The sequence below is a fragment of the Paenibacillus eucommiae genome, assembly GCF_017874215.1.
Taxonomy (GTDB): domain Bacteria; phylum Bacillota; class Bacilli; order Paenibacillales; family NBRC-103111; genus Paenibacillus_AI; species Paenibacillus_AI eucommiae.
Genome location: NZ_JAGGLB010000004.1, coordinates 60019 through 84644, shown reverse-complemented (window position 1 = coordinate 84644; position 24626 = coordinate 60019). Strand labels below are relative to the sequence as shown.

The window sequence follows — 24626 nt, the reverse complement described above, 5'->3', positions numbered from 1 at the left end:
GTGACATTTTTACCTGTAGATGCTCAGTTTTTTCAAAAGCCTACACTTGATTTGGCGCGTTCTTTGCTGGGAATGCTGCTCGTGAAGGAAACAGAGCTAGGCACGGCTTCCGGATGGATTGTAGAAACAGAAGCTTATATAGGGCCGGAGGATCGTGCCGCACATAGCTTTGGAAATCGAAGGACCCCAAGAACGGAAGTGATGTTTGGTCCCCCGGGTTATGTCTACACGTATGAGATGCATCGGCATTGTCTCGTTAATGTGGTCAGAGGGATGGTTGGTAATCCGGAGGCGGTTTTGATTAGAGCCATCGAACCTTTCACGGGAATTGAACTTATGTATGAACGCCGCGGGGCTGATAAAAAGAAGCAAGAGCTTGCAAACGGCCCAGGAAAACTAACAAAATCCCTTGGCATTGTCAAGGAGGATTACGGCAGGCCTTTTTTTGAAGGTCCACTATTTATTGCAGAGGGAAGAGCTATACAATCTGTGAAGGCCGGCCCAAGAATTGGTATTGGGAATAGCGGCGAAGCCAAACATTATCCTTGGCGTTTTTGGGAAGAGGGCAGCCCATTTGTGTCTAAGTAGCGGGAAGGGCAGGGGCGAATGGCCGACTTGCCCTAGCCGCTCCCCCTTCCCTCCCACATGCGCGAACGTGATGCCACGCACAAAAAAGACCGTCCGGTGAACTTCCGGACGGTTTTTCTTTTAATATTAGAAAGTATAAGGTGGGAGTAAGGCTGTACCCCTTTTCAATACCGATTCTGCTTACGGAACTCCGACGGGCTTACGCCCATCGCCTTGCGGAACACGCGGCTGAGGTAGAAGCCGTTCTCGTAGCCGCAATTTCCGGCAATGACGTCGAGCGTCCACTCCGTGCTCAATAGCAGCTTGCACGCGTGCTTGACCCGGAGCGAGGTTAAGTATTGCAGAGGGTTGACGCCGTAGCCGGCTTTGAATTTGCGGATCAGCTGCACGGGCGTCATGCTGAATCGGTCCGCAACATCGCGGATTTCAAGCGCTTCATGGGCATGGTTATGCAAAAAGACCGCGACATCGCGAATGAAGTCTTCATGCCCCGCCAACGGCTCAGTCTCAGAGGATTCCAGCGCCTGCCGCGCGATCATCAGCCAAATGTCGGCTAAATAATGCTGCCGCAGCTTTTGATTTTCCGGATTGTAGGACAACTGCTGATCCGCCTGTCGTAAGCCACCGTAATTTTCGGACAATCTCCGGATTTGCGGCAATCGTATTTTTCGCTGCGCCAGAAGGAGCTGAAGCGGCTGCGCTTCTCCTTCGGAGAGCAGGAACGTAAGGGAATGAAAGCTTAAGGGAGACAGCACGTTCCGATGAAACGCGAGTTGGGGCGGACATACGACCACGTCTCCGAACTCGGCCACTCCGTAATCTTCTCCGATCTGGTATTCGAAATTCCCTTCCTCCACCGCGAAAAGCACCCAGGTCACATACGTGTCCACTTCCAGCAGAAATTTATCTTTTCGGGTCCAGTAGTTATGCCAAACGAGTTCGGGCAAACCTGCGGGCATGGCGCGTCACCTCTTGGTTTTTTGAAATTTTGGATATGTAAAAGAAATTTTATGAATTCAAATGTGCAAATGAAAGATAGTATTATGCAATTAAAGATATAGTATGCAATCAGAGGAGTCAATGGATGATGGAGAAAACCGATACGCAAATGTTGAAAACGGATGTGCTGATCGCCGGAGGCGGGATGACGGGAGTAGCCGCGGCTTTGGCGGCGGCGCGCAACGGCGCGGGCGTTATTTTGTGTCAGGATCGCTCCGTGCTGGGTGGAAACGCCTCGTCGGAGATTCGCATGAATATATCCGGCTCATCCACCATCGGCACGGAATTGGAGGCGGAACGCAGGGAAAGCGGCATTATCGAAGAAATCGTGCTGGAATGCGCCGTGCGCAATCCGCAGCGAAGCGCGAGCATGCTGGATTTGATCTTGTATGAGAAATGCCGCGCCGAACCGAATTTGACGCTGCTGCTGAACACGACGGTAATCGCAGCCGATGTCGAGGACTCCCGGATTCGTGCCGTCCATGCGGTGAGAGAGACCACGGAAGACCGCTTTACGATTCATGCCGACATTTTTGTGGATTGTACGGGGGACGGCAGGCTTGGATTTGAAGCGGGCGCCGCGTTTACGACCGGCCGTGAAGCGGCTCATGAATTTAACGAGTCCGGCGCGAACCTGAACAGAGACGCTTATCGTCTTGGTTCCTCCCTGTTGTTCACATCGAAGGATATGGGCCGCCCGATGCCGTTTACCCCGCCGAAATGGGCCCGCAAATTTACGGAGGAAGATTTGCAGTTCAGAAACCACGACGCTTGGGAGTTCGGCTACTGGTGGGTGGAGTTCGGCGGTACGCTGGATACGATCAAGGATAACGAGCATATTCGCGACGAGCTGCTGGCAATCATGCTTGGAGTGTGGGATCACATCAAGAACAGCGGCAATCATCCCGATTCCGTAAACTGGGCGCTGGATTGGTTCGGTTTTCTGCCAGGTAAAAGGGAGTCCAGACGATTTATCGGCGAGCATGTGCTGACCCAAAACGATATTCAGCAGGCTATCGATTTCGATGATGTGATCGCTTACGGCGGCTGGTCGATGGATACGCATCCGCCCCAGGGCATCGATGCGAAGGACGAAGAGCCTTGCAATCAGCCGTTTACGCCGTATTTGTACGGCATTCCGCTGCGTTCGATGATTAGCAGAAATATTGCGAATCTGATGTTTGCCGGCCGGAATCTGTCGGCTACCCATATTGCCTTCTCCAGCACGAGGGTGATGGCGACCTGCGCGGTCATGGGCGAAGGGCTTGGCACGTTCGCAGCAACAGCGGTGAAGCGCGAGCTGCCGCTGGAGCAGGCATGGCGCGACGGCGGCGTCGTGAAGGAGGCGCAGCAGCAATTGCTGCGGCAGGGGGCGTTTTTGCCAGGCCGCATGGTGGAAGGGAATCTCGCGAAGCTTGCCCGGATTTCCGCTTCGTCTGAGCAACAGCAAGGAAAATGTAGTAATGTTGTGGACGGGCATACTCGCGCGGTCCACGGGGAGAAGGGCGTTCGTCCCGACCTGACGACGGCGGGCACGCATCGCTGGATGTCGGAGCCGGGAGACGGCAGTCCGTGGCTGGAGCTGGAATGGGAGGAGCCGGTTACGGTTTCGCGGATTTCGATCGTGCTCGATACCGGGCTGCACCGTTTGCTCATGCTGTGCCATTTGGACGTGATTCAGAAGCATATGCAGTGGGGGCGGCCGCAAGCCGAAACGCTCAAGGAATTCAAGTTAATTGCGCACGACAAGCAAGGAAGGAGGGAAATTGCTCATATTAAGGATAACTACGAGCGGATGATCCATTTGCCGACAGCGATGAAAAATCTGAAGACGCTTCGCCTGGAGGTTATTTCGACGAACGGGCTGGACCATGCGCGAGTGGTCGAAATCGTTTGTGAATAACCTGCCTTGCGGCAGTGTCCTCGGGAGGAGAATAGGATGAATAACGGCAAAGCCAGTCCCGTCTGGCTCTACATGAGAAAAAACAAATGGCTGTACTTGCTGCTTATACCGGGGTTTCTTTACCTGTTTATTTTCAAATACGTTCCGATGTTCGGCATCGTCATTGCGTTCCAGGATTTCAATTTGCTGAAGGGCATAACGGGCAGCGATTGGGTCGGCTTCGAAAATTTCCGCTACCTGTTCCAGTCTGACGATTTCTTCACGATTTTGCGAAATTCGTTAATTATTAGCTTCTATCAGGTGTTGTTCGGATTTCCCGCGCCGATTGTGCTGGCCATTCTGCTCAACGAAATGCGCAATCTGCTGTTCAAACGAGTCGCGCAAACGGTGCTGTATTTGCCGCACTTCATATCGTGGGTCGTCATCGCCGGCATCGTGATTAACACGCTGTCCCCATCATCGGGCTGGGTCAACCGGCTGATCGTCGATTTCGGCGGGGAGCCGATTCATTTCCTGCTGAAGCCCGAATATTTCCGGACGATTCTCGTTTCCGCGGAAATATGGAAGGAGCTTGGCTGGGGCACGATCATTTACCTGGCCGCGCTTACGTCCGTCGACCCGTCGCTTTACGAATCGGCCACGATCGACGGAGCCAACCGGCTGCAAAAAATATGGTACATTTCGCTTCCCAGCATCGCGACGACGATTGTCATCATTTTGATTTTACGGATTGGGAATATTTTGGATATCGGCTTCGAGCAAATTTTCCTGTTGTACAATCCCGCTACGTACAAAGTGGCCGATGTGTTTGAAACGTACACGTATCGGGTGGGACTGCTGGAAGGAAGGCTCTCTTTCACGGCTGCGGTCGGCTTGTTCAAATCGGTAGTCGGACTTGTCATGATCGTGTTCGCTAATCGGATTGCGCGCCTGTTCGGCAAGTCATTATGGTAGGAGGTGAAGGAACTTGCGCAAAAGAATCGAGCTTTTTGACATCGCCATCTATCTGATCGTATCCGTGATCTGTATGGTTATGCTGTATCCTCTGCTGAACGTCGCTGCGGTTTCGATCAGTTCGCACACCGCGTATATGCAAAACCCGATGCGCATATGGCCGAGCGACATCACGTTCGACGCCTATAAGGATATCCTTTCGCATCCCGTGCTGGCCAGAAGTTATCTCAATACGATCATTGTCACTGTCAGCGGTGTGGCATTAGGGATCTTTCTGTACATCATTACGGCTTATCCGCTCTCCAAATTGCATCTGAAAGGCAGAGCGATTCTGATCAATTTGGTTATTTTCACGATGCTGTTCAACGGCGGGCTCATTCCGAATTTTTATTTGATCCGCTCGCTCGGCATGCTGGATACGCTGGCAGCACTCGTGTTTCCCGGTTTGTTCTCCGCGTTCAGCTTGATCCTGATGGTCAATTTTATGCAGAACATTCCGGAGGAGCTGGAGGAAGCCGCGAAAATGGACGGAGCCTCCGAGCCGTACATTTTGTTCAAAATCGTCGTTCCGCTCTCGATGCCGATTATCGCCACCTTGACGATGTTCGCTGCGGTCGGCTATTGGAACAGCTTTTTCTCGGCGATCATCTATATCCGCAGCGTGGAAAACTGGCCGCTTATGCTGTTTCTGCGGGAGGTTATCGAAGGCGCCAAAATGCTGCAAATTTCTGCGGGAGGCAACAGCGCCGAGATCGGCAATATGAACGTCATGCCGGAGACGCTGAAATACGCGACGATCATGATCGTCATCCTTCCGATTTTGTCAGTGTATCCGTTCTTGCAGCGGTTTTTCGTCAAAGGGATCATGCTCGGGTCCGTCAAAGGGTAACTCCTTTCGACCCTTGTCATAGATAAACATTCATAAGGGAGGCTGAACTAGAATGATATTCAAAAAAGTAATGGCCGGAGTGGGTGTTGCGGTGCTGCTCGCCGGAGTTGCAGCATGTGGAAGCAAAGACAAGCCAGCGGAAAGCGGCAATCCGAATTCGCCATCGCTGTCGTCGGGTGCGGCGGCGGAAACCGCGAAACCGAAAGTTAGCATGAAAATTATAGGCAATTTTGCCTCATCCAATTTGTCGGAAACGGATAAGCTGCTGTTTCAATCGATCGAGAAAGCGACGAACACGGAGATTAAGTTCGACATTCCGCCTTCGACCGGATACAACGAACGTCTGCAATTATCGCTGACAACCGGCGATTTCCCCGACGTCGTCTGGTTTCCAAGCCCGAGCGACGCCGCGTTCCTGAAAGCGGTCAAGGACGGCGTCGTCGTTCCGATCGACGAATATTTGAAGAAGGCCGACAATGTCAAGAAATATTCCTACGACGTTTCCTGGGACGCCCTGCGCGTGAACGGTGACGGCAAAGTTTACGGCCTTCCGCGCACGACCGTTATCCGCTCCGACGGGTACTGGCTACGCAAAGACTGGCTCGATAAATTGAATATCAAGCTGCCGGATAATAACGAAATTACAATCGATCAAATGATCGATATCATGCGCAAATTTTCGAAGGAAGACCCGGACGGCAACGGCAAAAACGATACGTACGGGTATGGAACGGCCGCAGGCGTCGACAAATCGCTCAAGCCGATTTTCCAGAACGAGCTCGGGCTTTACGGCTGGCAGGAGTCCGGCGGTGGCGAGTACAAGTACATGAATCCGCAATATGATCTGAACTCGAATAAATATACGAAAGCGTTGGAGTTAACGGCCAAGCTGTTCAAAGAAGGGTCGATCGACCCGGATTCGCCTTCGATCGACGGCGCCAAAACGCTGGAACGGTTTCAAAGCGGCAAAACGGGGATCATCGAGGGATTTGCAGGTCATTACGAAACCTTCCTGAATGCCGGTAAAGAGATCAATCCGAATTTCGATCTTGCCTATATTTTCGTTAAGAATGAGCAAGGCGAGATGAAGGGACTGGGGCAAGGAACGGGATTGTGGGGCTTCTGGGCGGTAACGCGTAATGCGAAGGACCCGCAAAGAGTTATTGACCTCTTCGACTATATGCTTTCGGATAAAGGCTGGGATACCATCTACACCGGCGTGGAAGGGCAAGATTACAAGGTGGAAAACAACAAGCGCACGTATGTGGAGCCGCCGTTGGAAACGTTCGTCCGCAAAAACATGGTCCGCCGCGCCAACGATTACATGTTCTTTATCAACCCGGCTATGTCGGATGACCTGAAGCAGAAGCTTATCCCGAACATCGAGAAAGCCGTCAAACGGATCGTGCTGTCCAAAGACCGCGATTTCACGCCGGTGATCGCGAAGACGCCGCCTTACCTGGACTTTAACAAAAAGTTCAGCGAAGTGACGACCCAAATCATTATCGGCGATGCGCAGCCATCCGAGTACAAGAAGGTACTCCAGGAGTGGAATACGAAGTTCGGCCAAACGTATTTGAAGGAAATGAACGATTTTATCGGTCAAATGGAAAGCAAGAAATAATACGGAAGGATTGTTGGCACTCCTATTCCCGGGGTGAAACCATAAAAATCCTGGCCATCAGGCCCAAGCCTCTAGGATGTTCATTCCGGAAGGCTTCAAAACCTGACCCAAAACGATATTCAGCAGGCTGTCGTCACCAATGTAATCGCTTACATGTGCTGGTCGATGGATACCCATCCTCCTCCGAGCATCGATGCGAAGAACCTCGAATCATTAGGAAAAGGAGTCGATTAACTTGACAATAAAGCGTTTTCTTTGCTGGGGAATGATCATTGCGCTGTTGTTTTCTTTCGTTCCCTCGGTTTTGGCTGAAAATAACTCAACCGGTTTGCCCGAGGAGACTGGCACGGAAACTTTTCAAACAGTGCTGAATGATAAGGGTCCTAAACTCGTATTGGTCGAGAACGGAATCGCGAAGTCAACCATTATTCTTTCATCAAGTGCAACCGAACCGGAACAGAAGGCAGCACAGGAACTCAAAGACTACGTAAAACAAATATCCGAAGCTGAGTTACCTGTTGCCAACAATCCGGCCGGTGTGGCCGGAATCAAGATCTATATTGGAAGTGCCGCCCCAAGCCCTGATAAGGAGGCAATCCGGGCCGAGGGAGATGAACCCGACTCATTCCGGCTGCATGTAGCCGAGGAGGCAATCCAACTGGTGGGATTGGAGGATAGTGACAAAGGAAGTCTTTATGCCGTTTACGAGCTCCTCGAGCAAATTGGCGTACGGTGGTTCATGCCCGGTGATATCGGAACTGTCGTTCCGGATCTGGAAACCATTGAGGTCAGTTATCAGGACACCATCCAGCACCCGGGTCTTTCTTTCCGTTTTTTCCAAGCTGCCGCGCCATACTTATGGGCTACCGGTATGCCGATGGGGGGCAATCTGGAAGAGGCTGCACCCTGGGTCGAGCATGTGCGCCTTAATCAAAAGACAGTAGGTGCGCATGAATTGTTGAGTTCCCCTCCTTCGAGATCAACGCGCGCGGATCTGTATCTGCCCAACGCCGACGGAACAACGTCGATACACCTCGACGTGACGAAACCGGAGGTGCTGGATCTTGTTATAGCAGAGTCGCTTGCAAAATTGCGGAAAAATCCCAATCTTGAATATCTGAGCATGGGACCAAGCGATGGACATGTGTTGGTACTCAAGCCTGACCCCGAATGGGATGGGGATGATCGAGATGTATTAACAGGAGCATTATCAACGACGGATCGCTATATAAAATTTTTTAATCTTGTTTTGGAGGAGCTTGCAAAAGAAGGCTATCAAGATGTGAAAATTGTTTTCTACGCCTATAACACTTACTATAATCCGCCGGTACGGTGGACGCCAAATCAACGAATTGTACCGATGATTGCTTCCCTCACCCTGGATCGGATACACAGCATCGGAAATCCGCTTGCATGGGAGCGTAACTATCTTAAAGAAGTTATTGACGGCTGGAATAAAATAAGTCCCACGGTGATGATTTATGACTATCTTTATAACCCTGCCGATCCGGGCCTGCCTGTTTCACTGGCAGAACGAGTAGGCACAGAGTACAAGTATTTCAAAGATCATGGTGTTGTAGGGATACGCGCTGAGACTACGCCGGAGTGGGGGTATGGCGGCCTGGGACTTTATCTGGCAGCCAAGATGATGTGGAACCCCGATCTGGATGTGGACGCTTTGCGGGAGGACTACTTTACAAAGTTTTATGGACCTGCGGCAGCGCCGATGGAGGAGCATTTTGACATCTTGGAACATGCTTTTGCACAAGCGGACTATTCTGCCGGAAACATTTATGATTTTCAACACATTTTGACCGATGAAGTCATGCAAGAGATGGCAAGAACACTTGGGGAAGCAAAGGCGAGGGTGGCATCGGATTCGGTATTTGCCAAACGGATTGATATGATCAGCATCGCTTATGGTTTCAGTGATAATTTCCTTGAAATGATCGAGCAGTTCAACCGTTTTCATTTTGATGCGGCAAAGGAAAAGCTCGATAACGTTTATGACTTTAGGGAACAGGCTGCTCTTCACTCCCCTGCCATTTTAAGCAGCTATAAAGCCTATACCTATGTAGAGTGGTTTTTTGACAGAATGGTAAATGGGGGAAAACAACGGACCAGCAATGGAAATCAATTGGTTGCTGAGCTGCCGGATGAATGGAATGTCAAGCTGTTCCCAAATGCGTCCGGGGTTGACCTGGGGCTTTGGAAACCCGGCTTGGGGACGGAATCCTGGAGGAAGCTGAAAACCTATTCAGAGACCTGGTCCGCTCAAGGGCTTCGTTATTACAAGGGACATGCCTGGTACCGGACAACGGTAGATGTCGCTCAGGAATTTGACACCGGAAAACCGATTCGGCTTTGGTTCAGCAATATCGATGAGACAGCCAGGGTCTGGATGAATGGCGAAGAGCTGTCATTGGTGCAGAAGGGTACGGGTTTGACAAAACCTTGGGAATTTGACGCTACGCCGGCGGTTAAATTTGGCGAGCCCAATTTGATTGTTGTTGATGTGCGTAATGAAGACATAGATGAACTGGGTACCGGGGGGATCATGGGTCCTGCAATTCTCTGGCAGGTCAATACGGAACTGGATTATCTCCCGCCTGCAGATGTGAAGAACTTGAAAGCCGAGCACATCCCCGGCACCGACACCGTGAAAGTAACCTGGGATATACCCGCAGATAATATGGGAGTTACAGGATATCAGTTGGAAATGCTGAACCGGGAGAGCGTAGGGGGAGTACTTGGATCGGTAATAACTACGACAAATGAATATATCGACACCGGAATGAAACCCGGCATGGAACGCAGATACAGGGTAAGGGCAATCGATGCCGGCGGAAATAAATCGGTTAACTATAGTGCTTACGCACGCGTAACCATGAATCCGCCCTCAACGGTGACGGGTTTGAAGGTTAAGCAAATCTCCGCCGACAAGGTATATATAAGCTGGAACCCATCTACCGTTTATGAAGATTTCCAAATTGCCGGGTATAGCCTGGAAGTGCTGAACCAGAATCCTCCGGGTGGAGTACTTGAAACGATAAAAACGACAACGAATGCGTATACCCTCAGCGGACTGCAACCCGGTATGATACGCAGGTTCAGGGTGAAGGCAATAGATACTGCCGGAAATATGTCTGCTGACTATAGTGCTGTAGTGCAGGTATCCATGTCGGAAAATGTAACACCTGCCGCCCCGCCCGCAGCCCCAACGGGTTTGAAATCTGAGCCGATCGCTAACGGTGGGATGAAAATAAGCTGGAATCCGTCGACTTCTGATGTAGGGATCGCCAAATACATGTTGGAGGTGTGGGATGTAGATGGCGGTGCAGGACGACTCCTGACGGTAGAAGCACCAACAAATGAATATACCTTCACCGATTATTTTAAAATTGGCATCGTACGCAAGATAAGGGTACTGGCAGTAGATCATGCTGGGGGTCAATCTGCTATGAGTGCTTTCATTACCCTAAAAATCCCGCCTACAAAGCCTACGCTGACCGTTGAGCAAATCTCTGACACCGAGGTGACAATAAGCTGGACTGCATCCGAATCTGTTTACGGAATGAAGGAATATGTTTTGGAATTGCTGAATCCGGCCCCCCCGGGAGGAGTCAACAAAGAACTAATGAGAGCGTTAAATACTGAATTTACCCACACCGGGCTGGCAGTTGATGGTAAGACACTCAGGTACAGGGTAAGGGCAATAGATAATTACAGTACAGCGTTTCCGAATGTAAGCTCTGGTGACATAGTGGAGATCATCATGCAGCCCAAATGATCCCCTAAATTATTGATAAAAGGAGTTGAATATTTTGACAAGAAAACTTTTTCTTTGCTGGGGATTAATCATTGTGCTGTTGCTTTCTTCGGTGCCCCAGATTTTGGCTGCAAATGGCCCAACCGGTTTAACTGAGGGAATTACAGTGTTGAATGATACGGGTCCTAAGCTCGTATTGGTCGAGAACGGAGAATCCCGGTCCACGATCATCTTGTCGCAAAGTGCAACCGAATATGAAAAGATGGCGATGCAGGAACTCAAAGACTATATTCGGCAAATATCCGGAGTGGAACTGCCTGTTGCCGAGGACTCGGCCGAGGTGCAGGGAACAAAGATCTATATCGGAAGTGCCGCTCCAGACCTTGAAGCAGCTAAGGCTGCAATCCGTGCCAAGGGAAATGAACCCGATTCATTCCGGCTGTATGTTGAGAAGGGAGTCATTCAATTGGTAGGATTGGATGACAACGACAAAGGAAGCCTTTATGCCGCTTACGAGCTCCTCGAGCAAATTGGCGTGCGGTGGTTCATGCCCGGTGATATCGGAACCGTAGTTCCGTCTATGCGTACAATTGCGGTCGGTTATCAGGACACCATCCAGCACCCGGGCTTTGATTTCCGCTTTTTGCAAGCTGTTGCGCCATATGTTGTGGGCGCCGGTTTGCCGGTGGGTGTCAATCTGACAGAAGGTGCGCCCTGGGTCGAACATGTGCGTCTGAATCAGAAAACTTTGGGGAATCATGGTTTGCTGATTACATCTCCTACGAATAAAGAACGCCCTGATTTATTTCTGCCCGATGCCAAAGGAAATCCGACCGGACAATACGATGTGACCAAGCCGGAGGTACTGAACCTTGTTGTGGCAGAGGCAATCAGAAGATTGGATGCAGACCCCAAGCTTGAATATTTGAGAATGGGACCCAATGACGGACCTGTATCGGTACTCCAGCCTAACCCTGAGTGGGACGGGAATTTTAAGGGTGCCATACATGGAGGAACATTATCGTTAACGGATCGTTATGTGAAATTTTTTAATCTTGTTTTGGAAAAGCTTGATGCTGCCGGATATCATGATGTAAAAATTTCTTTCTTCGCCTATGACGACTATTATTATCCGCCAGTAAAGCATATGCCGGACCCCAGGATAATACCGATCATCGCTTCCATCAGAACGGATAGGATGAAAAGCATTGAAAATCCGCTTTCGTGGGAGAGGCAGCACATCAAAGACATTATTGACGGCTGGAAAAGGGTAAGTCCTAACGTCATGATCTATGATTATCTTTATAACCTTGCCGATCCGGGGTTGCCTTTTTCACTGGCAGAAAGAGTAGGCACAGAATACAAGTATTTCAAAGACCAGGGTATTATCGGCATACGCGGTGAGGCTCTGCCGGCGTGGGCGTATCATGGACCGGCGCTCTATTTGGCAGCGAAGATGATGTGGAACCCCGATTTGGATGTGAAAGCTTTGCTGGAGGACTACTTTACAACGTTTTATGGACCTGCCGCAGAGCCGATGAAAAGGCATTTCGAAATTTTGGAAAATGCTTTTGCCAAAGCAGATTATTATGCGGGAAGTATCAATGATTTTCAACATATTTTGACCGACACGGTCATGCAGGCGATGGAGCAGTGGCTAACGGAAGCTGAGGATGCGGCACAAGGGACATCGAATCCGGTATATGCCAGACGTGTCAATATGGTGCGTGTTGCTTTTAGCTTTGGCGAGAACTTCCTTCAAATGAAGGAACTAATTAACAGCTTTAAGTTTGTTGAGGCAAAGGAAACATTTGATCAAATCTCTAAAATAAGAGAAGAGGCTGTTACGCACTCTCCTGTCATGCTCAACACCCTTGCCTCCTATAATTATACGGATTGGTTCTTTGAAAAAATCACCAATCAGGGAAGTCAACGGCTCAGCAATGGAAACCGAATGGTTGCCGAGTTGCCGGACGAATGGAATGTTATGCTGTTTCCAAATGGATCCGGGGATAAATTGGGGCTCTGGAAACCCGGGTTAGGAACGGAATCCTGGATGAAACTGAAAACCTATTCGGAGTCCTGGTCCGATCAGGGGATTGGTTATTACAAAGGACATGCCTGGTACAGAACAACGGTTGATGTTGACTCAGAGTTTCATACAGGGAATCCGATTCGGCTTTGGTTCAGCAGTATTGATGAGACAGCCAGGGTCTGGATGAATGGTATAGAGCTGAATTTGTCAGCGAATGGCAAGGGCAATGCGATGATGAAACCGTGGGAGTTTGACGCTACGCCGGCCATTAAATTTGGTGAATCGAATTTGATTGTTGTTGATGTGGGGAATGAAAGTCTGGATGAGCTTGGTACCGGGGGGATAACGGGGCCTGCAATGCTTTGGCAGCTCAATACTGAACTGGATAGTACACCGCCGACAGCTCCAGAGAATTTGAAAGCCGAGCAAATTTCCGGGAGTGAAGTGCGTGTAAGCTGGTCACCGGCCACTGATGACGTAGGTGTTGTCGGATATATTCTCGAGGTGTTGAACCCTGCATCAATAGGAGGGATTAACGGAACGGTCAGAACGGATTCGACAACATATATTCACACCGGACTGGAACCCGGTATGGAACGCAGGTATAGGGTAAAGGCCATCGATGCTGCCGGAAATATATCCGGGATTAAGGATGTAGTGACTATAAAAATGGCATCGCAGGGTGGAACGGAGATACCGGGTGAGACGCCAAATCCGACGCCAACACCGACACGGACACCGACACCGACAGCGACGCCAACACCGACGCCGGTGCCTGAAACGAAGGTTGAGGATGGGCAGGTAACAACGACGATACCCGCAAAGCCCGCGACGGATACAACCGCAAAGGCTGTAGCACCAATATCTGAGAAACAGTTGGAGGATGCAATTGCAAAGGCTGCGGCTGAGGCGGCTAAGCAGGGTACAGGGATAAAAACAACGGTTAAAATCGAAGTGAATGCGGGCACCGATGCCACGACCGCAGGTGTCAGCCTGACAGATGCAGCTTTGAAAACATTCGTAGATAGCAATGCGGATTCCTTGGTCATTTCTACACCGTTCGGAACGATGACCTTTGATAAAAAGGCTGCGGAGGGCATGTTAAAGCAGTCGGCGGGAACCATTACGATGACTGCCACGAAGGTTGAAACATCAGAGTTGACGGCTGAAATCCGGAATAAGGTCGGAGACAGACCGTTTGTGAGCTTTGATGTTGCCGGCAGGGAAAAGGAGATCGTACATTTTGGCGGTAAAGCGGAAGTAACCATTCCTTATGTACGTAAGGCAGGCGAAAATCCAAATGCAATTGTCGCCTATACCATTAATGCGGCAGGGAAACTTGAAATAGTGACCAATTGCATATATGACCCGGCAACAGGAACACTGACTTTCAAGGTAGAAGAAGCCTCGAAGTTTGCAGTCGCATATAACAAGGCTGACTTTGCGGATGTGGCAGAGGGTGTATGGTACTATGATGCAGTAACCTTTGCGGCAGCAAGAGGAATCACCACAGGAGTGGGCAATGGAAGCTTCGGCTCGGCTGACAGTGTAACCAGAGCACAAGCCCTGGTCATGATTATGAGAGCCTTTGGCATCAGTCCGAACGAAAACATCGAAAACAATTTCAGCGACGCAGGGAACACCTACTACACCGGATACCTTGCGGAGGCAAAGAAGCTGGGAATCTCCAGCGGCGTGGGCGACAACAAATTCGACCCCGACAGACAGGTGACCCGGCAGGAATTGTTCGTATTGGTATACAATACGCTTAAGAACATCAATGAATTGCCGACAGCAGGCAACGTCAAAAATCTGGAAGAATTCAATGACGCAGGGAAGGTTGCCGATTATGCAAATGACGCAATTGAACTGTTTGTAAAAGCCGGAATTATCGCCGGGACCAATGACAACATCCTGCCGGAGGATTCGGCAAGCAGAGCGCAATTTGTGCAGATCCTCTACAACATCATGAGTAAATAATAATAAGCAGGTACAACGGGGCACTTGTAAGCATGTGACTATTGCCCCGTTGTAATATAGAAGGTCTTCTATGAAGAAAGTTGTTATCCTCGTTAGACCTGTTTTAAGCGATTTCGGTTGGCGAAAAATTATAGGATTTTTAGGGAGGCTTCGATATGACGGATAATCGGATACCAGACTATGCGAACGGGCAAGAACACTCTTCTGAAGATGCAATGGAAATGAACGGCAAGATGACGCGCCGGAAACTGCTAGCCTCCTTAGGCATAGCGGGCGCCGCAATCGCGTTTTCCGGGTCTGCCGCTTGGGGAAGAGCGTCTTCCCACCCATCGGTTACGGAAGCGGTTTATGGGGAGCCGGGCTGGGAGCCCGCTTGCCTGGAAAGCATCGCGGATATGGTAGCGATCGCGAGTCCGGAGGATTGTGATTGTATCTATGTAAAGTCTTATTACGCTGGAAATCATGCAGGCGGCGGTATGTTTGCGTGGGACGCGGCCAGCACTGTGACAGATAATGGTGTTACCGTTTTCGCGCCATCGGGTGCAATTACAGGAAGATGGCTGCGGGCGGCTGATGAAGTCATTACTCCTTATCACGCGGGAGCGGTAGATAACACGGATGCAAGCGATGCGCTTGACCGCTTCGCGGATTTTGTGAAGACGGATAATGGCAAGACGCAAATCCGGGTTGTCGGCAACTTTACGATTAGCAGACCGCTGGATTTTGACTGTACCGGACAAGCGTCTATTTATTGGGATCTGAAATTAAAAGCCTTGAATGCTATGCGTTACATGCTCGCTTTGCGAGGTTCAAAGGTTGTCAGCTCGGGAGCGATTGAAGTTGTCGGGACGGGTACGAGTAGTACGTTTAGCACGATGACGGTTGAGTATGGCGTTGTACTAAACGGGGTGCAAAGCTCAAAGCTGCCGAAAATAAAAACAAGTCTAATGAAGTATTTCGGCATTGTAACGGATGAAAACGGCTTAATCGGCATTCCGGTTCAATCGCCCGCCTATCACAACAACACTTGCGCCGAGATTGACAGTATTTTGGCGAGGGATTGCGGTTGCAGTCAAATCGCGCCGTGGTCGAATAACAATACGTCCTATACGTACTCCAATCCTGTTCATACCGGTACGTCCGGAACGGCCAACCAACGAACAACCATCACGGTTTCCGGGCTTCCGTATGATAGTAACCTCATAACAAATCCTGTTTTTGCTGTTATTAATGGGATCACCTACAAAGTCGAAGCAACTGATTTTACAAACAAAACGGTTGCGCTATTCCCGTGGATGGAAACCGCAGAACCGACAAGCGGAGCCGTTAAATTTATTTTCGGCGGCGCTTTGTTCAGTGTAGGACCAAATGCCGGACCGACCAAAATCGGTTTGATTGACGCCATTCGATGCGGTACGGGTGTGCTTGATGCCGCTTTATACGGGATAAATGCGACTTCCATCACGACGCAATTTTGCGGTATTGGTTCTGTTGTCGGGTATTCGGGTTCATCCGTGTCCCCGCAAACGAGCGCCTACATCGGATTTTACACAGAAGCGGTTTATCGAAACATCGTATTTATAGGGTCGGGTTCGTGCCAGATTTTGAACCGGTACGGTTCGTTGAACGGGGAGCCGTTCATCAATTGCGAGCGAATAGCGCCAAACAATCGAACCGGCGATTATGGCGCGTTTGCGGATACACTCGGTTGGAAGCGCTTTTACATGCCAAACTCTATCGATAATATGCTGGATGGCGCGTACTATAAGGGAAGAAGCAGAAACCAGGATTTGGGAGGCGCCTCGATAACGATTTCACCAACAAGCGTCGTGCCCCGGTTATATAAGAAAAATGCCTGGACGATCAACTTGCTGAATGCAGAAACTGCAAATAAATACAAGGGTGTTGACGATGCCATGATCGGTTTCATAGGAACCGGCACGAATGGCGCGCCGACCGGGGCGTTTACGTTTAACCCGCCTTCTGGCTGGAAAGTAAATGGGGCATCCAGCGCATCGTTCAGCGGTTTTGGCGGACCGGCAGTGTTTTTATGCTATTGGGAAATAGCGGCGAAAAATATCATGGTTAGTCTGCTTTCGCAAAAAGCCGCCGCGCAAAACGACAGTACGGCAGCAGATGTTGATACCTTAAAAAATGACTTCAATGCTCTTCTGTCAAAACTAAGAAATGCAGGATTGATGGCATAAGGCCGTCAGGCCGCAGCCTTCCGGAATGAGGAATTCCGGGAGGCTGCGTATTCGGTCAGTTTCGATAAGCAATCGAGTAACGTATTCGGGCGAACTCGGCGTTATACCCAGGAAATACTTGCCGAACAGATAGATCGGTCACTTACTCACGACACGCTTATTTGGAATAAACAACAGGGAAATGAACTCCGCTCAGAATATCTCCCGGATTTACATCTACATAGGAGAGCATCGCGTGGCCAGCGGCTGGCTCGTAACGCGTATGCCCCGGCATATAATGAACAGCTATCGCCCGCCGCTTCATGTCGGAGCGGTTATGAGGACTGCCGTGCCAGGTCAGACTGTGATGATAACCGACCTGGCCTTTTTTGATTTCAAAGGGGATCGCTTCAACCACAGCACCTTCAGGCAATAAGGAAGGATCTTTGTGCACTGGCTTGAAATCTGCGGTCTGGCCTAAATACTTCTGGTGATTGCCCCATTTATGGCTGCCGGGCACCATCCACATGCATCCATTCTCGATGACAGCATCATCCAGTGCGACCCATGCACTGACCAAGTCCGCAGGCTGAATGATCGGCCAGAGCGGATGATCCTGATGCCAGCCCGTGGGCCCGCCGGAAAGAGGTGGCTTATATTGGATTTGGTCATGCCAGATGCGGACCGTATCGGTTTTGCACAGCTGGGCAATTTCTTCACAAATAACCGGATGAGAAGCATGCTGGAAATAGACGTCGCTAGCCATCCATATGTTGACGATTTGCACGACTTTTTCGTTAACTGTCATTTTCATGTCATCATAGAGCTTGCCTTCCGCCATATTATGATTGAGCACAGGTTTTTTGACAGAATTTCCTGTCATGACCAGCTCAAGCTCCTCTTGCAGCCTGGCAACTTCATCGTCCCCAAGCACTACGTCTCCCTTCAAAAATCCATTCAGCTCAAACTCCGCTAACTGTGAAGCATTCAACATATTGTTGCACCTCTCATTTCAAATGTTATGATTAAATGAATTACTCTCATCATAGCCAAGGATTGAACTTATGTATGTGTAGAAAACAAACAACAGGTTGCACTTTTCCAAGAATCAGAGGATTCAGAAGATCCATACGCTTCGGAAGCTTGATAAGAAAGGAAAGCTTAAGAAGCTTGAAAAGCTTGAAAAGCTTGAGCAGCTAAATAGGGGGCACGAAGATGAAAATAGGGCTTCTATCGGGTTTAACCCCGATGATCAACTTTGCCAGCCGGACAACGGTCGCGGCGGATACGGACTGGGGGATCCGGCTAATCCCGGATTGGCAGTTCTTCTATGTAGTTTCGGGTGAGGCAGCCCTGCAGCTTGGTCCTGACAGTTACAGCATCCGGCCTGGGGAATGTGTTTTATATGGACCGGAAAGTGCTCATCAGCTTCGGACGATTAACGAGACTGACTATTTCAGTGTGCACTTTGACTGGCATGCAGCAGCAGAGGAACCGGTCCATCCGGCTTACCGAATTAGGTACGGAGGGCTGGACGATATGCTTAAGCAGGCAGACTCTTATTCGCTGGACATTCCTGGACATGGTGAAGTCTGTATTCCTCATCATTTCACAGCAGCGGGACTGGAGCCTGTTCTGATGCAGCTGGTTAGAGAATACAGGATGGAGCAGCCCGGGTATACCGTCATGCTGAGAGCCTTACAAATGGAGATTATTACCTGCATAGTAAGAAGTATGTTAAGGAAAGTGCAGCCCCTATCTGTCCATAAAATCGGTCCTGCCCTGCAAGCCATGCGCAGTCAGCCGGAAAGAAATTGGGCTGTAGCTGAGCTTGCAGAGCTATGCGGCTATCATCCTATTCATTTCAGTAAAATTTTCAAGGAGGAGATCGGCAGATCGCCCAAACAGTATATGATGATGGAGAGAATTTCGCAGGCCAAGCAGGCGCTTCTGAAGGGAGACAAGATCGAGGCTATCGCGGAGCGGCTGGGTTATACAAGCATTCATTATTTCAGTTACAATTTCAAAAATGAAACAGGTCTCACGCCAAGCGAATTCAGACAGCAGGGCAGCTCATCCATAGACCCCAAATAGGAAAATGCTGGACAATCGTTTATAGACATGATACAGGTAATATAGAAGAACGATTAAGGAGGAAACGGGATGCGGACAGGCCGGAAATGTACTGCCGTTATGGAAATGATATGAAGAGCATTCGGTTTCGATTGCTGATGTATTTGTTATTGATTAGTGTCATTTCCTTGCTTGTGCTTGGTTTGTTTTCCTACATGCTTTCTGTGAAAACGCTTAAAAAAAACACCAACAACGTCATGTCCAACACCGTGAAGCAAATTGGCAATAACGTGGAGAACAGGATTGAAAAGCTGGATAAATATACGTATCTTATATTCACCAATGAAAGGATCCAGAAGTTGCTGGCAGAGAAGAAGCTGGATGATAGCACAGAGCTCTATGCGGTATACAAGGAATTGAACAGTATCTTTTCCTATTATTTTTATGGCGAGCGCTACTTTGTTTCTGCCAACATATTTTCCATGAATGGAGGGGAATACGTTTATCGGAATGAAGCTTCCAACAATGTCGATCTGTACAAAAAAACAAATGGACTGGAAAATGCAATGATCATGGACGGCTCCGTGCAGTGGGAGGGAAGCAAGAGAATCAGCGATAGTAATGGACGCGATTTGTCTTTGTTCGCAGTTTCCCGGGTGCTTAAGGATTTGAGGAATAAGAAGCCGTTGCTTTCTATAGGCAAGCTGTACGTTACTTTTTCGGAAGAAATCTTTTCCGATAGCTACGCCAATTTTCATACGGATAAAAGCAGTGAGATTTTTATTGTTGACGATAACGGAAGGATTGTCTCACACACAGACAAGTCGCTAATAGACAAGGATTTAAGCGGCGAGAGCTATATCGGGCAAGCGCTGAAAAATGATGAAGGCGTCCTGGAACAAGATTATAACAACCAGAAATCGCTGATTTCTTATTATCATATTAAAAATAAAAACTGGTGGGTCATAGAATCAGTTCCCTACACTTATGTTACCGGGCAGATTAAATATATTGTTTTTTTGACCGCCATAGTATGTCTGGCTTGTTTAATTGGCATCTGTACGGTTTCCCTGTTTCTTTCGAAGAGATTCGTGAAGCCGCTGCTGCAGTTGAACAAGGCGATGAAGGAAGTAGAGAATGGAAACTTTGAAACGGCCTTGCAGGTAACTACGCAGGATGAAATCAGTCAGATAAAAAATCATTTTAATAAAATGGTGAAGCGGATCAAGGAACTGTTTGAACGAACGATCGAGCAGGAACGGGAAAAGAAGAAGGAAGAATTGAGGGCATTGCAATACCAGGTTAACCCGCACTTTTTATACAATACATTAAATACGATCAGGCTGATGGCGATGCTTTCCAAGGCCAATAATGTAACGATGATGACTGAAGCACTGATTAGATTGCTGCGTAATACGATCGGCAAACAGGGAGATAGGGTAGCTGTAGCTGTTGAGCTTGAAAATATTAAAGACTATATACATATTCAACAGGTCAGGTACAACGATAGCATTGAAGTGGAGTATTTGGTTGATGAGCGGATGATGGATTGCCTGATGCCGAACTTTATTCTGCAGCCATTAATTGAAAACTCTATCTTTCATGGACTTGAACCCAAAAGCGGCAAAGGCCATCTGGTCATTAGAGGCATCCTTGAGCCGGATCATATAACGTTCAGCCTGGAAGACAACGGTGTTGGCATGTCTGAGGAGGACATTCAGCAGCTATTTACGAAAAAAGAGCATACAAACTCGTATGTCAGTATCGGGGTTAAGAACGTCAATGACCGGATCCGGATCAGCTACGGCGCTGGTTATGGAGTAGAAGTGCAGAGTGTGATGGGAGAGGGGACGCAGGTCAAAGTGCGGCTGCCTTTGTTTCGTGAAGAAGAGCGGGGAGGGGAATAACCGGTGCTAAATGTGATACTTGTAGATGATGAGCCGCTGGTGCGGATTGCGTTTAAATCGTTTCTGGATTGGGACGCACACGGATTTCGATTTGTGGGTGAGTTTAGCAATGGGAAGGATGCCTGGGATCAAATCAAAAGCCTTGAGGCTGACATTATTGTGACAGATATCCGAATGCCTGTTATGGATGGACTGCAGCTGATTAGAGAAGTTAGAGCAGATCAGTCCGATATCGTGATTGTTGTTCTGAGCTCCTATGATGATTTTCATTTGGTCAAGGAGGCTTATAACTATGGGATTTATGATTATATCCTGAAGACAGAAATGAATCCCGAGCAGCTTAAGCAGCTGTTTGCCAAGGTAAAGGAGCATATTACAGACTATCGGATAAAAACGAATCAGCATGTAAAATTGCAAAAGCTGGTCACTCAAAACAAAGCCAGCTTGCGGGCAGCTTTTTTCAAGGAATTAATTTGGGGGAGAAGTCTGAATGATGAGAAGCTTGATTTTGAAATTGACCAATTGGGCTTGCTGCTGAAGCCAAAAAATTTATATATGAGCATACTTCAAATTGAGGATTTCGATATTCTGGAGCGTAAATATGGCGATGATAGCTTACAGCTGCTGTTATTTTCCATGCTGAACATTATCGAGGAAATTTTGAACGAAGATAGAATCGGCGACGTTTTCTCCAATCATCCTGGCGAGTATGTGATTATTTTTTCATTTAATGAGATACCAAGCAGTAAGTTAATCAAAGAAACGCTGTGGCATTTACATAAGCGTATCCATCATGTGCTGGTGCAATATTTGAATGTCACCGTTTCAAGTGGAATCAGCGACGTTTCCTTGAGGGGATTCCGTCATATGATTCATATGTACAAGCAAGCGAGCCAGGCGGTGGAATATAAGTTTGTGAAGGGAAAGAGTACAATTACTTTCTTTGACGAGGTCGTAACCCACCAGATGGATCGTCTGGACGATAAGGTGGAGAAGGGAAGCCATATATTAAGGGGTTTTCTGGAGAACCCGCTTGAAGAGCAGCTTGAGGCTATGCTTCAACAACTTTTAATTACCAGCACTACGTCTGATCCTAATGATTTCAAACAAATTAAGCTGATTTACGGCGTATATGCCAGCGTTCTTTATGACCATAGCTTGAAGAAGCAAATCCTTATGCAGATGATGGAAGTGTTCGAAGCGTATTATAAACGATTGCAAACTTACGGCACATTGAACGAATTGAATGAGTGGTTAAGACGGATTTTACAGATGATTTGTGAGGAGAACAACGGAGAGAGTTACCTGGTCAAACAGGCGAAGCAGTATATTTATGGGAACTATGGGGAGCAGATTACTTTATCGAAGGTAGCTCAAAGTCTGCAAGTCAGTGAAAGTCATTTAAGCCGCTTATTCTCGGAGCAAACAGGTGAAAGGTTTATGAGGTTTTTGGTGAAGGTTCGCATTGAAAAAGCCAAGGAATATTTGGATACAACCCATTTGAAAATTTATGAGATAGCTGAGAAGGTAGGGTACACAAGCACAGAGCATTTTAGCCGCTCTTTCAAAGAAGTAACAGGCAAAAGCCCGAAGAGCTTTATGAATAAATAATCGGAAATAACAAGACAGTTCAAGAAATGACAAAACAGTTCATGGCATGCCCCCCGCCTGGTTATTACAATAAAAGCATGGATGAGGAAGGCAGCGCCCCGCACCCGATATTGTGAAAATGGCAGGGGGAAGAGGTGGAACGAGTGTATCAAGTGTAGCAAGAGTAATTGATGTCTGAAAACGTGAAAAAATCGGTGTGGAGCTAATCGTGTTTTATTATCAACAAAAGGTGGGGAAAGGTGGATAACCCAATGATGAAGAATCAAACGATGGCGATTCCGCCTTATAGTACTAAAACGAAAAAAGGCTTTGTATACAACCTGCTGAAATATAAAGTATTTTATTTGATGTCGCTTCCCGCACTCCTTTACTTTTTTGTCTTTCACTACATTCCCTTCGTCGGCATCCTGCTTGCTTTTAAAGAATACAAACCCGTCCAAGGCATTGCTGGCATTTTTTTTGGAAATTGGGTGGGCTTTGCTCATTTTCAAAAGTTTTTTGAATCTTACTATTTCACAAGAGTATTTTTCAATACCCTTATTATAAGCGGTTACAAGCTGCTTTTTGGCTTTCCCGCCCCGATTATATTGGCATTATTGCTAAACGAAATCAGATCCAGTGTGTTTAAAAGAATTGCCCAAACTGTATCGTACCTTCCCCATTTCCTGTCTTGGGTAGTTGTATCAAGCTTGATGTTCATTATCTTGTCACCGTCAACTGGTCTCCTGGAGTGGTTTTTTAATCTTCTTCATATTGAGCCTGTGTATGTGTTGGGATCGAGTACGTATTTCCGTACGATATTGGTGATCAGCGAAATCTGGAAAACTGTTGGTTACAGCAGCATTATTTTCTTGGCGGCGATCGCTGGTGTTGACGAGGAGATGTATGAAGCCGCTACGATAGACGGGGCGAACAGATTTCAAAAAATCATGTACATCACGATACCGTCTATTAAAGATATGATCATCATTGTCTTTATTCTTAATATAGCGGGCATTTTGAACGCAGGCTTCGAACAAATTTATTTGCTGTATTCTCCAGTGGTTTATGATGTGTCTGATGTTATCGATACTTATGTGTTCAGAGAAGGATTAGTTCGATTAAACTATGGTTTCGGTACAGCGATAGGATTAACCAAATCGGTAATTGCCCTTCTCTTGATTATTGCTACCAATAAAATCGCTAGAAGATTCGGTTCCGGAAGCTTGTGGTAGAGGAGGAATACCATGCGTTATCAACGAATGAGCACGTCGGAAAGGGCATTCGACTATGTTAATTATGGCTTGATGGTCATACTGATGCTCAGTATCATAGGTCCCTTTATATACGTAGCTCTTGTCTCTATCACTAATCAGACCAATATCAACTATATGTTTGCTGATGGCAATCCCATCACATTTGAAGCCTATAGAAGCATTTTTTCTGAAGGCTCCGGACTTGTGAGAGCATTTGTGGTCAGCTTTGGCCGTACAGTGATCGGCACCGCTTTGAATCTCCTGGTAACGGTGCTGATTGCTTATCCGTTGTCCAAAAAATATTTGCCCGGCCGGAATCAAATGGTGTTTTACATTGTCATAACGATACTGTTCAGCGGTGGGCTCATTCCCAGTTACCTGCTGACTGCATCCCTCAAGCTGATTGATAGTTACTGGGTCTATATATTGCCTAGCCTTGTAAGTGCGTGGTACATCCTGCTGATGAGAAACTTCTTCATGTCCATTCCAGAGTCCTTGGAAGAATCCGCAAGAATTGACGGGGCACCCGACCTGACCATCCTGTTCCGCATTATACTTCCGTTATCGCTGCCGGCACTGGCTACAATTGGCTTGTTCTATGCGATCGGTCACTGGAATTCTTGGATCGATGCCATTATGTACATGCGCTCCCCGGATAAATTTCCGCTTCAGCTTTTTTTGCGGCGGCTTATTATGGAAAATGTAAATATGGGGCAATTGACGGGAACTGGTACGGAACGATCCTTAACCCCGGAAGCCATTAAGAACGCTGCACTGCTTGTAACGACGCTGCCCATTGTGCTCGTGTACCCTTTTGCGCAGAAATATTTCGTGAAGGGCATTATGGTTGGTGCGATCAAAGGTTGAAAGGCG

15 protein-coding genes are annotated in these 24626 nt (G+C 48.2%); 13 read left to right on the top strand and 2 right to left on the bottom strand.

The window, feature by feature from the left end; translation table 11 throughout:
* Entirely contained in the window at positions 1-588 is a 588-nt protein-coding gene (locus tag J2Z66_RS08345; protein ID WP_209970934.1) for a DNA-3-methyladenine glycosylase, read from the top strand.
* 164 nt (positions 589-752) lie between these two features.
* On the opposite strand, the gene J2Z66_RS08340 is transcribed toward J2Z66_RS08345, so the two are convergent.
* Entirely contained in the window at positions 753-1547 is a 795-nt protein-coding gene (locus J2Z66_RS08340; protein WP_209970933.1) for a helix-turn-helix domain-containing protein, read from the bottom strand.
* A 125-nt stretch (positions 1548-1672) separates the two neighbouring features.
* Between J2Z66_RS08340 and J2Z66_RS08335 the strand changes: the two genes are divergently transcribed.
* From J2Z66_RS08335 to J2Z66_RS08305, 7 genes are all read left to right on the top strand, one after another.
* Positions 1673-3490: an FAD-dependent oxidoreductase gene (locus J2Z66_RS08335; RefSeq protein WP_209970932.1), complete on the top strand. Its 1818-nt coding sequence runs from the start codon at positions 1673-1675 to the stop codon at positions 3488-3490.
* Between the two features lie 36 nt (positions 3491-3526).
* Positions 3527-4444, top strand: coding sequence for an ABC transporter permease (locus tag J2Z66_RS08330; protein ID WP_245375394.1), 918 nt, complete (start codon positions 3527-3529; stop codon positions 4442-4444).
* A gap of 13 nt (positions 4445-4457) precedes the next feature.
* A complete protein-coding gene (locus J2Z66_RS08325) occupies positions 4458-5333 on the top strand; it encodes a carbohydrate ABC transporter permease (protein WP_209970931.1) in 876 nt (291 codons plus the stop codon).
* 52 nt (positions 5334-5385) lie between these two features.
* Positions 5386-6957 (top strand): extracellular solute-binding protein, encoded by a 1572-nt coding sequence (locus tag J2Z66_RS08320; protein WP_209970930.1) that lies wholly within the window; start codon positions 5386-5388, stop codon positions 6955-6957.
* Positions 6958-7192: 235 nt separating this feature from the next.
* Entirely contained in the window at positions 7193-10747 is a 3555-nt protein-coding gene (locus J2Z66_RS08315; protein WP_209970929.1) for a DUF4838 domain-containing protein, read from the top strand.
* Between the two features lie 34 nt (positions 10748-10781).
* A complete protein-coding gene (locus J2Z66_RS08310; RefSeq protein WP_209970928.1) occupies positions 10782-14741 on the top strand; it encodes a DUF4838 domain-containing protein in 3960 nt (1319 codons plus the stop codon).
* Between the two features lie 155 nt (positions 14742-14896).
* Entirely contained in the window at positions 14897-16948 is a 2052-nt protein-coding gene (locus tag J2Z66_RS08305) for a putative phage tail protein (protein ID WP_209970927.1), read from the top strand.
* A gap of 157 nt (positions 16949-17105) precedes the next feature.
* On the opposite strand, the gene J2Z66_RS08300 is transcribed toward J2Z66_RS08305, so the two are convergent.
* A complete protein-coding gene (locus tag J2Z66_RS08300; protein ID WP_209970926.1) occupies positions 17106-17921 on the bottom strand; it encodes a phytanoyl-CoA dioxygenase family protein in 816 nt (271 codons plus the stop codon).
* Positions 17922-18142: 221 nt separating this feature from the next.
* On the opposite strand from J2Z66_RS08300, the gene J2Z66_RS08295 reads away from it, so the two are divergent.
* The 5 genes from J2Z66_RS08295 (at position 18143) to J2Z66_RS08275 (ending at position 24620) form a co-directional block, all read left to right on the top strand.
* Complete coding sequence (locus J2Z66_RS08295; RefSeq protein WP_209970925.1) at positions 18143-19021, top strand: helix-turn-helix transcriptional regulator; 879 nt, start codon at positions 18143-18145, stop codon at positions 19019-19021.
* A 110-nt stretch (positions 19022-19131) separates the two neighbouring features.
* Entirely contained in the window at positions 19132-20907 is a 1776-nt protein-coding gene (locus J2Z66_RS08290) for a cache domain-containing sensor histidine kinase (protein ID WP_209970924.1), read from the top strand.
* A 3-nt stretch (positions 20908-20910) separates the two neighbouring features.
* Entirely contained in the window at positions 20911-22518 is a 1608-nt protein-coding gene (locus J2Z66_RS43765) for a response regulator transcription factor (RefSeq protein ID WP_209970923.1), read from the top strand.
* A gap of 251 nt (positions 22519-22769) precedes the next feature.
* Complete coding sequence (locus tag J2Z66_RS08280) at positions 22770-23732, top strand: ABC transporter permease (RefSeq protein ID WP_209970922.1); 963 nt, start codon at positions 22770-22772, stop codon at positions 23730-23732.
* 12 nt (positions 23733-23744) lie between these two features.
* On the top strand, positions 23745-24620 hold the full coding sequence (locus J2Z66_RS08275; protein ID WP_209970921.1) for a carbohydrate ABC transporter permease: 876 nt from the start codon (positions 23745-23747) through the stop codon (positions 24618-24620).
* The last annotated feature ends 6 nt before the right edge of the window (positions 24621-24626 follow it).